General features: G+C 40.9%; 11 protein-coding genes and 2 pseudogenes. 5 read left to right on the plus strand and 8 right to left on the minus strand.

From position 1 onward, the window contains the following. Nucleotides 1-68 precede the first annotated feature (68 nt). A pseudogene (locus GSQ19_RS26235) lies at nucleotides 69-200 on the minus strand (ribbon-helix-helix protein, CopG family); the annotation flags it as partial. Between the two features lie 878 nt (nucleotides 201-1078). Between GSQ19_RS26235 and nifE the strand changes: the two are divergent. Both nifE and nifX read left to right on the plus strand, forming a co-directional pair. Then, complete coding sequence (gene nifE, locus GSQ19_RS26240) at nucleotides 1079-2449, plus strand: nitrogenase iron-molybdenum cofactor biosynthesis protein NifE (RefSeq protein WP_011320740.1); 1371 nt, start codon at nucleotides 1079-1081, stop codon at nucleotides 2447-2449. A 62-nt stretch (nucleotides 2450-2511) separates the two neighbouring features. Beyond that, nucleotides 2512-2913, plus strand: a complete 402-nt coding sequence (nifX, locus tag GSQ19_RS26245; protein WP_011320741.1) for a nitrogen fixation protein NifX — start codon at nucleotides 2512-2514, stop codon at nucleotides 2911-2913. Nucleotides 2914-3075: 162 nt separating this feature from the next. Here the strand turns inward: nifX and GSQ19_RS26250 are convergent. The 3 genes and pseudogenes from GSQ19_RS26250 to GSQ19_RS26260 form a co-directional block, all read right to left on the minus strand. Next, nucleotides 3076-3628 (minus strand): annotated as a pseudogene (locus GSQ19_RS26250) (nitrogenase component 1); the annotation flags it as partial. A 284-nt stretch (nucleotides 3629-3912) separates the two neighbouring features. Next, on the minus strand, nucleotides 3913-4887 hold the full coding sequence (gene nifH, locus GSQ19_RS26255) for a nitrogenase iron protein (RefSeq protein WP_011320742.1): 975 nt from the start codon (nucleotides 4885-4887) through the stop codon (nucleotides 3913-3915). A gap of 287 nt (nucleotides 4888-5174) precedes the next feature. Further along, nucleotides 5175-6308, minus strand: coding sequence for an XRE family transcriptional regulator (locus GSQ19_RS26260; RefSeq protein ID WP_011320743.1), 1134 nt, complete (start codon nucleotides 6306-6308; stop codon nucleotides 5175-5177). A gap of 262 nt (nucleotides 6309-6570) precedes the next feature. On the opposite strand from GSQ19_RS26260, the gene GSQ19_RS26265 reads away from it, so the two are divergent. Further along, on the plus strand, nucleotides 6571-6741 hold the full coding sequence (locus GSQ19_RS26265; protein ID WP_153228436.1) for a hypothetical protein: 171 nt from the start codon (nucleotides 6571-6573) through the stop codon (nucleotides 6739-6741). A gap of 206 nt (nucleotides 6742-6947) precedes the next feature. On the opposite strand, the gene GSQ19_RS26270 is transcribed toward GSQ19_RS26265, so the two are convergent. Continuing rightward, nucleotides 6948-7724 carry a hypothetical protein gene (locus tag GSQ19_RS26270; protein WP_011320745.1) on the minus strand — a complete coding sequence of 259 codons (777 nt, stop codon included), beginning with the start codon at nucleotides 7722-7724 and terminating at the stop codon, nucleotides 6948-6950. Nucleotides 7725-7805: 81 nt separating this feature from the next. After that, nucleotides 7806-8750, minus strand: a complete 945-nt coding sequence (locus GSQ19_RS26275) for a molybdate ABC transporter substrate-binding protein (RefSeq protein ID WP_011320746.1) — start codon at nucleotides 8748-8750, stop codon at nucleotides 7806-7808. Nucleotides 8751-9064: 314 nt separating this feature from the next. On the opposite strand from GSQ19_RS26275, the gene GSQ19_RS26280 reads away from it, so the two are divergent. Both GSQ19_RS26280 and GSQ19_RS26285 read left to right on the plus strand, forming a co-directional pair. Next, nucleotides 9065-10810, plus strand: a complete 1746-nt coding sequence (locus GSQ19_RS26280; RefSeq protein ID WP_011320747.1) for an iron uptake porin — start codon at nucleotides 9065-9067, stop codon at nucleotides 10808-10810. 514 nt (nucleotides 10811-11324) lie between these two features. Continuing rightward, nucleotides 11325-13208, plus strand: coding sequence for a S8 family serine peptidase (locus GSQ19_RS26285; protein ID WP_011320748.1), 1884 nt, complete (start codon nucleotides 11325-11327; stop codon nucleotides 13206-13208). A 367-nt stretch (nucleotides 13209-13575) separates the two neighbouring features. Here the strand turns inward: GSQ19_RS26285 and GSQ19_RS26290 are convergent, their stop codons facing one another. After that, complete coding sequence (locus GSQ19_RS26290; protein WP_011320749.1) at nucleotides 13576-14319, minus strand: PEP-CTERM sorting domain-containing protein; 744 nt, start codon at nucleotides 14317-14319, stop codon at nucleotides 13576-13578. A gap of 88 nt (nucleotides 14320-14407) precedes the next feature. Then, nucleotides 14408-15364, minus strand: a complete 957-nt coding sequence (gene modA / locus GSQ19_RS26295; protein WP_011320750.1) for a molybdate ABC transporter substrate-binding protein — start codon at nucleotides 15362-15364, stop codon at nucleotides 14408-14410. Between the last annotated feature and the right edge of the window lie 4 nt (nucleotides 15365-15368).

Here is a 15368-nt window from a genome sequence, read left to right on the forward strand (position 1 = left end):
TATTACCTATTATTTTTATTTTGTAGTTTTTTAGTTGGTTTTGATTGAAGCGATCGCCTGTAATTTCCACTCAGACTTCTGAGCAGTTCTCGCAGAACCTCTGTTTTGGTACGTTGAGACTTTTGGCATAGTTCTTCCAACAATTCTATTTCTTCTGGCGAAGCCTGAAATGTAATCCAGCCTTGTTCTTTCCTTGGCATATATTATTACCAAACTGTTGATTGTGTTACATCGGTCACATTTGACCTTATAAACTTTAGGCAAACAAATGCCTTACTAAGATATGTCTACCTTTTGAGGAATTAATCCATGACAAGTGCGATCGCAGTGGTTGATAAAATTGCAGTTGTCTGTTTTACTAGCTTCTGTTGGCTTGTATAAGGCTTTTGCTCCTTATTTAAAATCACCCTTCTGTAAAACGAGTGTTAATCTGTGGCGATCTCTTCCCCGGAACTAAAGCATCATCATAAGTCATTGCAGGCAATGTATATGTGTTACGCAATTATTTTAGCACAATGTTAGGTTAACTTGCATAATTCCGATTTTAATAAGTATTTCTACTAAAAAAATAGTTTTTCGTGATGAAATTCAAAAAAAGGCAAGTAATATGGCAATATGTATGATATACTTGCACTAGAAAGGATAAAAATAGCGAAAGCGTAACAGGTCTTCCAACAATACCGGAATGCGTTAGAAGACTTGGCTGTTTCTATCTGAGTGATTTTTTAGCTATTTCACATGGTATTGAAAAGTTTTTTTCGCTATGTTCAACTATTAGCTTGATAACTTTTCGCTCAATATAAAAGCTTGCTGGTTAGGGTGCATTTATCTTGGGTAAAGGGCAATTACCCTTTCCCACTTTCTCTAATTTCTAGAATTTTAGAGAACTTAATTTAGGGAACACCAGAAAATCAATTATCCGAAATTGACGCTTTAGTAAGGTGCGTCAGTATAAATAATTCTTGGGTATGGTTAAGTTTTCTCCCACTGACGCACTCTACATCTTTAACGGTAAATTGCTAGAAAATATAGGTTGTCTTGTGATAGGGACTGTATTGAATTATTTATCTTAACTAACATGAGAAATACTCAGGAAGAAATCAACAAACTACTCAACGAAATAGCCTGCGAATATAACGTCAAGAAATTGCAGAGCAAGCCCAATAAAACTACTTGTAAAAAACCACCAAAACCAGGTGCAGCGCAGGGAAATTGTCCTTTTGAGGGGGCGATGGTGGCTCTTGGTCCAATTACTGATGCAGTGCATTTAGTACATGGCCCTGTTGGTTGCACGCGCAATCCTTGGGGTAGTCGGGGTAGTCTTTCTTCTAGCTCTGAACTCTACCAAATGGGTTTCTCTACTGATTTGAGTGAGAATGAAATCATTTTTGGCGGTGAAAAGAAGCTAGAAAAATCTATTTTACATATTGCTCAACGTTATAATCCGGCTGCTATTTTTGTCTATTCTACTTGTGTCACGGCTTTGATTGGTGACGATATCGAAAGTGTTTGTAAAAAAGCTACAAATCAAGTCGGGATTCCGGTTGTTTATATCAACGCACCTGGATTTCTTGGGAGTAAAAATTTAGGCAATCGTATTGCCGGGGAAGCTTTATTAGATTATGTAGTGGGAACAGCCGAACCAGAATTTACTACGCCATTTGATATCAATATTATTGGTGATTATAATGTTGCTGGGGAAATCTGGAATATTTTACCACTGTTGCAGAAATTAGGTATTCGCGTTCTTTCCAAAATTACCGGTGATGCACGTTATCAAGAAATTTGCTATGCTCACCGCGCGAAATTAAATGTGGTAATTTGCTCGAATGTGTCACTAAAAATGGCACAAACAATGCAGGAGCGTTACGGCATTCCTTATATTGAAGAGTCTTTCTTTGGCATAGAGAACATGAATAGTTGTTTGCGAAATATTGCAGCAGCATTCGGTGATCAATACTTACAAGAAAGAACGGAATGGTTAATTGCGGAGGAAACCGCAGCTTTAGATATTGCCCTTGCTCCTTATCGTTCTCAGTTACAAGGAAAACGTATTGTCCTTTATAGTGGAGGTGTGAAAAGTTGGTCAGTAATTTTAGCAGCAAAAGACTTGGGTATGAAGGTTGTTGCTACTAGTGATAGGAAGAATACTCAAGATGAAAAAGTTAAAATTAAGGAATTACTTGGTCAAGATGGCATGGTTTTGGCTAAGGGTGGCCCCAAGGCTTTATTACAAGTAATAGAAGATATGAATGCGGATATTTTAGTTGCTGGTGCTAGTAATCAATACACAGCAATTAAAGCACGTATTCCTTTTTTAGATATTAATCATGAGCGTCATCATGCTTACGCTGGTTATGCGGGAATGGTGGAAATGGCGCGGGAATTTTATGAAGCCTTGTATAGTCCTGTGTGGAAACAAGTTAGGCAACCTGCTCCTTGGGAGTAGGAAAAATTAAGGGTGTAGGGGAATGGGATGAAAAACAATCACTTTTTTTACGGAGTAAATCAATGAAAGTAGCTTTTACGACTAGCGACGGAACTCATATTGACACTCATTTCGGTGTAGCCAAGGAAATTGATGTTTATGAGGTAACTAAGGATGGATTTAATTTTGTGGAAACTTTAACCTTTGAAGGTGACTTAGAAGAAGCTACCCATGAGGATAAAATTACACCAAAAATGGAGGCAATTCTTGACTGTAAAATTGTCTATGTTAAAGCTATTGGTAAGCCGGTAGGTAATAAGTTAATTAAGCAGGGTATAACTCTTGTGAGAGCGCAGGAATATGATAAGATTCCTGATATTTTGCACGTATTAGTACAGAGTCTCAACGGTGATGCACCACCTCTTCTACGTAAGGCTCTATCTGAGGAAAATAAGGAATTGGTATATGCTTATGATGAGGAGTAATTCAAGTTTTTAATTATTTAAGCGATACTAAACTTTAGTATCGCTTTGTTTTTGGTTGGAAGGTTGTTAAACGCGGAGATAAACGCAGAGGGGTGCGGAGATCATGAGATTCTTCTTCCCCTGCTTTCCAAAGCGATAGTATATTTTTTAGTCGCAAATCTCTTAACGGGTTAGGAGGAGGTTGGCGATCGCAAATAGAGTTTGCATTGTTCCTTGGTAGCCAACTTTTGTTAACATGGCGTTACCTACGCGATGACCTACGGTCGGTCGAAGACCATCGCAAATAGGAATCCCTTGGCGATAAAGGGGGATTTGTAAGCGTTGAGAGATGGTGTCTGCATGAGAATTGGCAATTAATAAGTCAGCACCTGTGGCTAATTGCTCAAAGTCTTCTAAATCACCGATGTTCACACAAGGAATTGCTAGTTTTTCTAAGACGGGGGAACTTTGCAGCGTTCCGCATACTCTCACCTAACGCGATGGTGAAAACAGAATCGGCGATCGCCCTCAGTTGCGTTACGGTTGTTCCACTGCTTGTAATATGGCTAGATGTGTGAGCCACATGACTATCTAGTAAAGCAGAAAGATCAGGAATGGCGATGCCTTCGGCGGGCTACGCCTACGCTTCCAACCCAAAAGCAGCGATAATCTCTTTAACCTCTTCTATATCCCCTGGTGTAAACGTAGAACTCGCCAACAAAGTAACTTGTTGTGAACATTTTAAAAATAAAAAAATTAGGGAATAGGAAGCAGGAATTCCCAATTCCCTATGTAACAAAAAACCAACGTAGCAGAGAAGGAGAAAAAATAAGATAATTTACTAATTCAACATTAAAAAAGCGAAAAGAAAAAAGATGTGGTAAAGACGAGAAGTGTAAAAAACAAAGAGTTGATTTCAGCTATAAGAGTACCTCCAGATTTTGATGAATTTGGTCTTTAAGGGTGGATAGAAATAATCCACCCCATAGTTTATTTAGACGCTAATAATGAACAATAGCTCTATTTATTGTTACGGGAAACAACTTCAACGTTGCCTTTCTGCACAGCTTCCAGTGCTTGAGCTTTGAGTTCTTCTTGCTTCTTGAGAGCTTCTTCTTCAGCTTTGCTCATACCGACCAATTTTTCCTTGTCTTCGTCGCTTTCAAGGATACCGAACTCAATCAACAATGCTTCTAACTCATCCATTTCGATGGGTGTAGGAACAGCCATATTTTGATTGTTGATAATCTTGTCGGCTAATGTGCGGTATTCATTAGCTTGATTGCTATCAGGTGCGTATTCGTTCACAGTCATCCGGCGTAACTCTGCGTGCTGCACGATGTTGTCGCGGGGAACGAAGTGAATCATCTGGGTACTTAATCGGTTTGCGAGTGTGGTAATCAGTTCGTCTTCCCGGTCAGTTTTACGGCTGTTACAAATTAGACCACCCAGGCGTACACCGCCGGAGTGAGCATATTTCAAAATACCGCGAGCGATGTTGTTTGCAGCGTACATCGCCATCATTTCACCGGAAGTAACGATGTAGATTTCTTGCGCTTTCCCTTCCCGAATTGGCATGGCGAAACCACCGCATACAACGTCACCTAATACGTCGTAAGATACGAAATCTACGTCTTGATATGCACCGTTTTCTTCGAGGAAGTTAATAGCGGTGATAATACCACGACCAGCGCAACCTACACCGGGTTCTGGACCACCAGATTCTACGCATTTGATATCGCGGAAGCCTTTGAGTACTACTTCATCAAGTTCTAAGTCTTCCACTGCACCGCGTTCAGCAGCTAAGTGAAGTACGGTAGTTTGTGCTTTGGTGTGGAGAATCAAGCGGGTAGAGTCTGCTTTGGGGTCACATCCGACAATCAGAATACGTTGTCCCACTTCTGCCATTGCTGCGAGGGTATTTTGGGAAGTGGTGGATTTACCGATACCGCCTTTACCGTAAAAAGCTATCTGTCTAATGTTTTCGTCGGACATGATGATTTAGTCTCCTAGTAATGGTGTAATTTTGGTATGTCTGTCATCTGAAGCGTTCAGACTGTTAAGTTACAGTCGTGACTTGTTGTAGAACGTCTTTGGAGGTGCGCGTTCTACAACACAAGGTGTGTAAATCCAAAACATATTCCTGTGTTAGTACAAGTATTTAGTCAAGCGATGTCTGAAGAGCAACCGCTTTGGGTGTAGAGAGGGGTGTAGGGATGTAGGGGTTTAGGGGATAATTTTCCCAGTCCCCAATCCCCAGTCCCCAATCCCCAGTCCCCAATCTAAACCGTTGCTACAACTTCCCCAATTTTTGTAATGTCATAGCCACCGAGGACTTCTAGTTGCGAGTGAACCATGCGATGTCCCAAGGTACTCAACAATTGTTGTATAGGTGCTTCTTCTAAATATTCCTTCAGAATCACTAAATCATATCTTGATTGATGCAGAGGTACAAATCCTAAGCCAAAGGTAGCAGCGACGGATGCTGTACTAATACCTGCATCCACAAACCCTAGTGCGACGGCTTGGGCAACATCTTGATGGCTAGTGGCAATCTGCTCAAATCCTTTGACTGCTGCAAATGGTATGTGTTCTTGTTGCAGTTTTTGCTCTAAAAGCATTCGACTACCAGCACCAACTTCACGATTGACGATGGTTGCTTGTGCTTCTACTACATCGTTTAGTGTTTTAAAACCCTTGGGATTACCCGATGGGACTATCAGCCCTTCTTCCCATAAACCTAGAGTTACTAAAACAGCTTCCCTTCCTGCTAAGATTTCACGGGCAAACGGCACGTTATGTTCGTCAGTTTTGGGATCATATAGGTGCATCCCAGCAATGTGCGCTTCACCTCTGCATAGACTTTGCAGGGCATCTATGCTGTTGGCAAAGGTAAAATGTACTCGCAGTTGTGGATGCCAGCGTTCGGTAGCTCTTGCCCAGAGTGCAATTACAGGCGAGCAACCTGCAATCACTACTGTGTTATGCAGTGCGGCTAAGTTATCATCTAACAGCCTCACTTGCACTTTACCGCTTCCTGTTTGGCTCACTCCTTCCCCATCTGCCGGAATCATATCTTGGCGAAAGGCATCTTTACCCAATAGGGGATAAGCGACCCATTGTCCGCCAACCCTTGCTAAACTCAGGCGTATGGACTGATCTGCGGGTATGGGTTTTGTGAGGACTGCTTCAATTGTAGGTAAGTCTTGGTCTAGCCAGAATAGATCCTCAACTTGACAACCAAGTGCTTTAGCTATGCGTAGTGCGATCGCCACTGAGGGGGCATATTGTCCCGATTCCACACCACTAATGGTCTGACGAGTTACACTAGCAATGTTAGCCAAATCTTGCTGGCTCATCCCTAAGCGCGTTCTGATTGCTTTCAAGTTATTAAGGAGGCCACTATCCTGCTTCATTGGCTTTTTATTTCTACTGTACTTTACGCAAAGCCGTGGCGGATTTACTTCTTTGACTTAGACAATAGTCGTGGGTTTGAGTTTACCCAATACTTTTGCTTTTTTGATTCCCTATAAGTAAAGCATAGCATACAAATCGCTAGTTTACTTGCGAGAGATAAAAATTTTTGACAAAATTTGCAGAAAGTTATCCAAACTCTTGTTTAGTAGGGGCTTTAGCCGGACGAATCAATTCAAAATCCAAAATAAAGACTCCAACCACATGGGGATTAGAGTTTTGTCAGTGGTCAGTGGTCAGTGGTTAGTGGCAAAGAGTTTATACCAGGAGTGCTTTGGTGTGTTTGGCAATGGATATGTATATCCTTTAATAATGCACTTGTTATTTGGTGCGATCGCTGGCATTATTGGCTCTGGTCTAATTATTGTGGACTAAAAAATATAAGCTTGGGGTGTAGATGGAACCTGAGTCTGTGCTTTTACAGATTCGTGAACAATAAATAATGCACTACTGGTAATTAAACCAAACAATGAAAACGTCTTTAAAACAATTCCTCACACACACAAAGTTTGTAGTAAGCACTTTAGTGCTTAGAAATTTAGGAATAAAGTCCTTACTACCAACAGATTCAACTGCAAAAATTAATTAAATTGGCGGCGGCTTCTCCGCAATTTTCTAGTCATTAAACCTGATGCAATCAGCAGCGATAAACCTGATATTGTGGGTTCTGGGACTTGAGTAATTACTAATGAGAGGTTATCAGCATAAGAGTCGTTGACTCGACCTCCTGTATGATTGGCATTTAGAACTACATTAATTTGACGTGTTCCGGCAGGAACAAAACCATTAGTTCCTCGCAAAAATAACCCTGTAACGTTATTTCTTTCGGCTGCATTTGGCGCAGAAATATTAGCAATTCCTAGAGATTGGTTTGTCTGCCCAAGGAAAGTAATATTGAGTGTTGCAATATCGTCATCATCATCATATCCACCTAACCAACCACTCAAATCAAAAACTGCTTTACCTGCATCAATTACTGAAGCAATACTATTGACATCAATAGATTGGGAAGCACTAGATGAGGCTCTACTAGCACCACCAAAAAAGAGATTTTTACCTCTGTCATCTGGGCCAGGAACATTAACATCTGGTAGGTTAACTCTCACGACATTACCAAGGCCATTAGTAAATTCAAAGCCTGTTGCTCCATATTCCAACACACTAAAATTACCAGTTGTAGTCCAACCTGGAATCAAGGGAATGTCAGCACCGACTGCATTACCTATGGAGTCTCCTAATCCTTGCTCTGCATCACCATTGATAATTAAATTTTGACCTAGTGTGGCAGCATGAGTAGGTTGAGCCAGTAAAAAACTAGATGCTAATCCGGCTATTAAAGAAAGACTAATTTTGTTCATGTTTTGTGAGATTTTTTTCAAGATAATTTGATTCACAGTCGCGTCTTTGTGAAATTGATAGTTTCTCTATACAAGCGATAGTTAAACTTTGGTAGTTGCTGTTGATTTTCTGCTATGAGATAACTTTTTCTGAACAGCAAAAGCCACACTTAAGGCTAATAAAGTTCCATACGCACCTTGATGTTCAGGAATAGAAGTTGAAGGAGTGCCAAATCCATATTTTGCTAGGATGGCTTGCCCTTTTGATGAGAGGATATATGCAGCTAATTTCTCTCCGTCGGGATCTGCATTTTTAATTACAGTCAAACCATAATCAGCCTTTGTGGCTAAATAATTCGGTAACTCTACTATTTGTAAATCTTTACCTGCTTCTAGTTCTTGAGCAGTTTTACCACTGGTGTAATAAGCTAAAAAGATATCTGCAAGGGGATTGGTTTTGAGGAAATAGACGAGATTATTTTCTCCGGTGGGAACTGAGGGTGCAGAGGGATTCCCACCTACTAATTGCAAGGCTTTAGTTTTGAGAGTTTGCGAACTACCTGGTTTAATGGCATCAGCTTTATCAAATATCTGCCAGGCGTAGTCTCCAGAAGGGTCAGCTAATGGTGTTGATGTGCCTACCTTGATGATTGGATCGAGTAAGAATTCTAAGATATTATCTGATGTGACACCAGTTAACCCTGGTCTGACAATAGCAACCATACGATTGCTAGTAAAATTCTGTCCAGAATTACTCAAACCTTTTTGAAATAGTTGTTGGGGATTTCCTAAATCAGCACTGGCAAAGACATCTGCGGTTTTTACATTGCTAGATAATTCATCCTCTATTTTGACTCTTGTTAAACCTGAAGGGCCAAAATAAGTCTCTACAGTGATGCCATAATCTGCTGTAAAAGCTTGTGCTACTTCCGTCAGGCTATTCCGCAAACTACCAGCACCATATAAAGTGACGGCAGATACTGGGGTTGGTAATGTAACATTGACAGCAAAGGCCATCAATGAAAAGGCACAAAACTGCTTTTTCATGGTTGGTATATAATCACGCAATATTCATAACTACTGCTTGATTATCTGGTGAATTACACTCAAGTAGTAATTAATTAGAGATTGAAAGCCTCATCTGGAAAGGAACACTGGTCATTTAACAGACAACAATACATTACCAACGTAATTGGTAAAAATCAATCCATTAAGTCAGGGAATAGCAACAATTGAGCGATCGCCTCAAAAATATCTCTCTATAAAAATTAGTAGCAAAAAGTACTTTTTACAGTTAATAATGTATATTAACTTATTTTATACCAACTAGATTGGTAGCAAGTTGTTCAGGTGTGAGGCAAATGTTTAACATCGTATGTAAGTCTTTGTTTATAGCTCCCGTACTGCTGGGAGTGAATGTGTTAATGGCTCAAGTTGTATCAGCATCTCCGGTAGCAGGAGACGTTGAAACACAACAAGAAGCGGATGATAACTCATCAATCACTCAGGTGACATCTGTTTCGCAACTATCTGATGTGCAACCGACAGACTGGGCTTTTCAAGCTTTACAATCTTTAGTTGAGCGTTATGGTTGTATTGCTGGATATCCCGACAGCAGCTTTCGGGGTAATCGCGCCATAACTCGCTATGAGTTTGCTGCTGGTTTGAATGCTTGCTTGAATCGGATTAACGAACTGATTGGGACAAGTACGGCGGATTTAGTCACAAAAGAAGATTTAGCCACACTACAAAGACTGCAAGAAGAGTTTGCCGAAGGACTAGCAGAACTGCGGGGAAGGGTAGATGGACTAGAAGGGCGTACAGCCATCTTAGAAAGTCAACAATTTTCTACCACTACCAAGTTGAATGCAGAGGTAATTCTTACTGTTGGTAGTGTGTTTGGTGGAGATAGAGCGTTAAACTCTGACCAATGGCGAACCATAAATGCACAGCCTGCTGGTACTGCACGGGAGAATGCTAAAAATAGTGCCTATGGAGCCGCAGGAAGGAATCTGCAAGATAATGCTATTTTAAGCGATCGCGTCCGCTTGAATTTAGTCTCTAGTTTCACTGGCAAAGACCGCTTGTTTGCTCGGCTAGAAGCAAACAACACTACCGCATTTAATGCTCCAGTGACAGGCACTAATATGAGTCGTCTGGGGTGGGATGCAACTGGTAACTTAGATAACAGTGTTCAATTAGGCAAGCTATTTTACCGCTTTCCTGTAGGTGATAAACTCAACATCATTATTGATGCCATTGGTGGAGAATTTTACGATAACTTCAATACGATCAATCCCCTGTTAGCATCAGCTCCTACCGGTGCAGTATCCCGTTTTGGTCGCTTCTCGCCTATTTACCGAGCGAGTAACACTGGTTCTGCTAGCAATACCGGTTCAGGAATTAGCGCCATATTTCAATTGAGTAATGCTGTGACTTTCTCGGCGGGATATCTAGCCAGACGAGGCAGTGAGCCGACACCCGGTAGAGGTTTATTTGATGGTAGTTATGGAGCCTTGGCGCAGTTAGAATTTCAACCAAACACAAACTTAACCCTGGGTTTGAGCTATGCTCACTCCTACTTTAGTGGTGAAGCCGGGGATGTTACCGTTTCCGGCGCTTATGGTAGTGCTTTCGCTAATACCCCGTTTGGTTCTGCGGTGTCTACTTCCGCCAATTATTATGGTTTACAAACGAGTTACCGTTTCAATCCCCAGTTTATAGTCTCTGGATGGGTCGGATATACCCAAGCTATAGCCGAAGCCAGTTCCGGTACTACAGTCAACCGTGGTGATCAAGCAGATATTTGGAACTGGGCAGTAACTTTAGCTTTCCCCGATTTGGGGAAAAAGGGGAATTTGGGTGGTTTAATTTTTGGACAACCGCCAAGAGTTACCAGTAATGACTTTGGCCCCGCTAATTTGACTGCTACCAGCGCTCGGCGTGAAGATACAGATACATCTTTCCATGTGGAGGCTTTGTATCGCTACCAACTGAACAATAATATCTCGATTACACCAGGGTTAATTGTCATATTTAACCCAGAAAATAACAGCAACAACGATACTATCTATACCGGTGTTGTTCGCACTACGTTTAGATTTTAGGAACTGGCTAGCAACTTAGTGTTGAGTATTGATACCAATTCTCTATGAAGTTGCGCCAGATAAATGATGTAGAGACGTTTCATGCAACGTCTCTACAGTAAAGAATAAAGTGCATCTATGGCTACGTCAGGCAAGCTACATCAAGAAACGGTATGAGCGAATAAAAATTACTCAACACTTTTTATTTATTTGAATAGCAATCCAGAATTGGTCGTAAATTCAAGGGTTCAACACCCCTCTCTTACAAGGTTCTGTGACGCTCTCTACGAGACGCTAAAAGCGAACGCAGACTCGCTACCGCTACGCTAACGCCGGAAACTGACGCACCCTGCGGGATCTTGCTACAGACTTTGCGCTAAGTCTACACGTAGTGTCAGTTAAGTTGGGATTTAAATCACCAACTCCAACCGTCTTTAATTTTGAATTTTGTAGCTTTAGCTTCCCGTAGGGTATTTTGAATTTTGAATTGTTAATAATGATTGTATTTTGAGTTTTGAATTATTAGCGGTAGAATATGCAAGTTAAATTTACTCCAATAAATAACAATATTATTCATGGAGTTACTAGCAATGGTAACTCTTTTCCAGAACATAATGATGCTTATAGCTCTGAACTCAGGATTGACGATATATTAAGCTCAAACTTTCATAGTAGTTTTTCAACTCAGCAAGATAATACATTATTGTCGGCAACTGTCTCAAATACTAATACTCATCTCACTGCTCAAACAATTGATGTTACATCTAGTCAACCAGACTTAATCATCCAAAATGCTGTAGTTCCTAGTACAGCATCAATTGGAACTACTATCCAAGTAAACTATGTAGTTAAGAACCAAGGCTCGGAGAATACTTTCTCTAGCTATACTATGTTTTTCTTATCGAGAGATAGAAATGTGAGTGATGATGATTATTACTTAGGTTCAGACTATGTTGACGGTATTGCAGCAGGCGCTTACAGTTCAGAATCAAGCACACTCAGAATTGATAATGGTATTGTCGCTGGTAGCTATTATTTATTGTGCCAAGCTGATGGCAATGGAGATTTTATTGAAAGTAATGAAACCAACAACATTTTAGCGACAGCCATCAATATTAATCTGATTCAGACAGATTTAGTTGTTCAGAATCCTGTAGCACCTAGTTCAGTAACTGTTGGGTATAGCTTTAGAATTAGTTATCGAGTTAAAAACCAGAGTGTGGGTAATGCTTTTCCTAGCTCTACGATGTTTTATATATCTAAAGATAAAACTATCAGCAATGATGATCTATATTTAGGTTCCCAGGATGTTGGTAGTATTCCAGCAGGTGCTTATAGTTCACAAACAACTTCACTGAGGATTGTGAATAATATCACCGCAGGTAAATATTATCTGCTGTACAAAGCTGATGGTAACAACAATTTGATTGAAACCAATGAAGGCAATAACATTGTTGCTAAAGCTATCAACATCAAGAATAGTTTTCGCTCTACCAATGGTTATGGCTTAATTAATGCCGCCGCCGCAGTAGCTCAAGCCTTAGGTCAGACAACCTTTGGTGATGTTGTTAATTTAGGTGGTAACAATTGGGGTGCAGACCTCATTAACGCACCAGAAGTCTGGGCAAAAGGATATACAGGTCAAGGAATTACTGTCGCTGTTGTAGATGGTGGGGTTGACCGCAACCATACCGATTTGAGCAGTAATATCTGGAAAAATCTTAAAGAAATTGCTGGTAACGGTAAGGATGATGATGGCAATGGCTATATTGATGATGTTTACGGCTGGAACTTTGTTGACAACAACAACAATACCTTAGACAAAAATGGACATGGGACTCATGTAGCTGGGACTATTGCCGGGGTAAGAAATAGCTTTGGTGTTACAGGTATTGCCTATAATGCCAAGATTATGCCAGTGAAGGTTTTGGCTGATAATGGTTCAGGTGCTGATAATGCTATCGCTCAAGGTATTCGTTATGCGGCAAACAATGGAGCCAATGTGATTAACTTGAGTTTAGGTAAAGAGCAACCTAGTATTAATATCCAATCGGCTATTCAATATGCTAGCAGCAAAGGCGCGATCGTGGTTATGGCAGCAGGAAACGGTGGTCAGCTAACACCATACTACCCTGCTAGATATGCCACAGACTGGGGGCTAGCGGTAGGCGCAGTTGATAAGTCTGGAATTATGGCTAGCTTCTCTAACCTCGCCGGAAATGAGCTATTGAGCTATGTCACAGCCCCTGGTGTTGGTATTTATTCGACACTTCCTGGTAACAAATATGCTTCTTGGAATGGAACATCTATGTCCACTCCTTATGTTGCTGGGGTAGTCGCTTTGATGCTGAGTGCTAATAAAAATTTAACTGATTCCCTCGTGCGTCAAATCCTTACATCTACCGCAGCCAATAGATAAAAAGGAGTCAGAAAACTGGAGTCAGAATTCAGAATACTCCACCCATAAAGGGATAGAGTTTACATAAGGAAAAAGTCTCAGATTTGTTTCCCCCACGTTTGCGTAGCGGACGCACCAGAGGGGCGAGGTTTTAACCAATATTCATCCGCCAGTCGCACAGAATTAATACTGAATTCTGGCTCCTGACTCCTGAATTCTGTTTGATAAACTTTTTTTACCAAAATTTTTGGTAAAGTCTAGCTTTAGTAGCTTTGCCATTTTTAGTATAAAAAATTACTTTTAAAATAAAGTTGATTACATATCTTTTGAGGGGCGAATATATTGCGCCCCTACCTGTTCACCTTATTCAAATGCAATCACATAAGAATCAAACAAGCTCAAATTGGGACTTACCACTACTAGCCAAACGGTTTTTTCTATGACGCATTCCCATCATAGTTACAACGGCTAGTCCAGCCATGATTGATGGTTCAGGTACAGAAGTAGATTGTTGACCGTCATCATTAATCCGAACGACGCTGATATTATCGATGTTGTACCAAGCTTTTTGTTGGAAACTGGCAAACTTTAACTCTGTGATTTTTGAGGTGGCTATAAAATCTAGTGTGTATTGCGTAAAATCTTGGAATGGAATATCACTTCTTTCCTCTACCAAGTTACCGCCTATATATGTCCGAAAAGTGCTTAAGTTCTCCTCATCTGAGTTAGCTAAGTAGTAGGTCAATCGATATCTTTGATTCTTCTTGGTGTTCAAGTTTTGGGATATGTAAGTAAAGTCGGCTGATGCTGCCATACGTACACTTCTAGAATAATCAGATTCCCTATCGACGGTATAATTCTCTAGATAAGTGGTGTAGAAAGTTTCATTTTGCGTACTATTGAACCATCCTCTAATAAAAGGATTAGCACGAGTAGGGTCGTTAGGATTCAATAGTTCATTGGGGTCACAGACGTTTTGTGGACAGTATGTAAAGTCGCCATTCTGCACAATATTTCCTAACTTGGCAGCTTGTGCCTGAGAAGTATAACCACCTATGCCTACAGCAGTACTGACAAAAGCACTGGTAATAGTTAGTAACAAATGTTTGAAAGTTTTGTTGGTCGATTTCATGAAAAATTTCTCCGAATCTGGCTGAAAGATCATAGATATTTCTGGAAGCGAATTATCGATAGGATCGGTGGTATCCATTACCTATGATTTAAGGTGCTAGAAATCCACGATTGGTTAAGGCATTTCTGGCTGCTGTATTGGTAGCAACAAAGTTAGCAAAGGAATTAGCAGCTGTAACATTTGTAGTTCTGTTAAGTACAGCTTCTGGATAGACTATGGGAGTAGTTAGGCAAGTTGAGGGAGCAGCTAGGCCTACTTGTGTTACTAGAGTAGAAACCTGTTTATCTGTCGCATACACTATACCTGCATCAATGACATTTCCACCGAGAGTTTTAGTCTCAACTGCACTCAAAACGTTACGGACGTTAGTGGCAAAGATAAGCTTATTAGGTAGTGGGTTATTCAGCAGCGTATTGTAGGTACCTCCACCGCAACCACTAGCGGTACTAGTCAGGACTTGTCTGGCATATTCTCCAGCTGGAACAGTTGAGGGGCTACCTATAGCAATACCGCGAATACCAGCTCTCGTTGGAGGACTATTAACAAGGGTGCTGAAACTCGAAATAGCGTTACCTGTGGGAGCAGGTGCAGTAGGGGTATTTGGTTTGATTAAGACGAGCCTATTTCTAGCAATGTTCTGTGGCCAACCAGCAGCTAGTTTTTCAGCCGTCTGCAAACTGGTCATCTGAGAGGTAGCAGCCGAAATAAACACATCTGGAATCCCAGCTGTTTCATTTGGTGCATAGTTGATGTTTTGTAGCAAAATCCCTGAAGAATCTAGGCTATTTGTAAAGTTAATCTTTGGTGTGGAGGTGCTGTTATTGTAAGCATTCTCCACGTCTGTTAGTGCTTCCAATAAACTAACCGCAGCGTAAACTCTCAGACTGGCTGTAGCACTTGGTGATGTGACGGTTGTCGTCACCTGTGGTGTTGGGGGGGGTGTCTGTGCTGTAACTGGTGCAGACATCAACAATGGGAAGGCGATCGCCACTATTAAGCTGGTAATCGCCCCAGTCATCCAAGCAATAAATTTTTTCTTGCTCATAGAA

The sequence above is a fragment of the Trichormus variabilis 0441 genome, from assembly GCF_009856605.1.
GTDB classification, from domain to species: Bacteria; Cyanobacteriota; Cyanobacteriia; order Cyanobacteriales; family Nostocaceae; genus Trichormus; species Trichormus variabilis.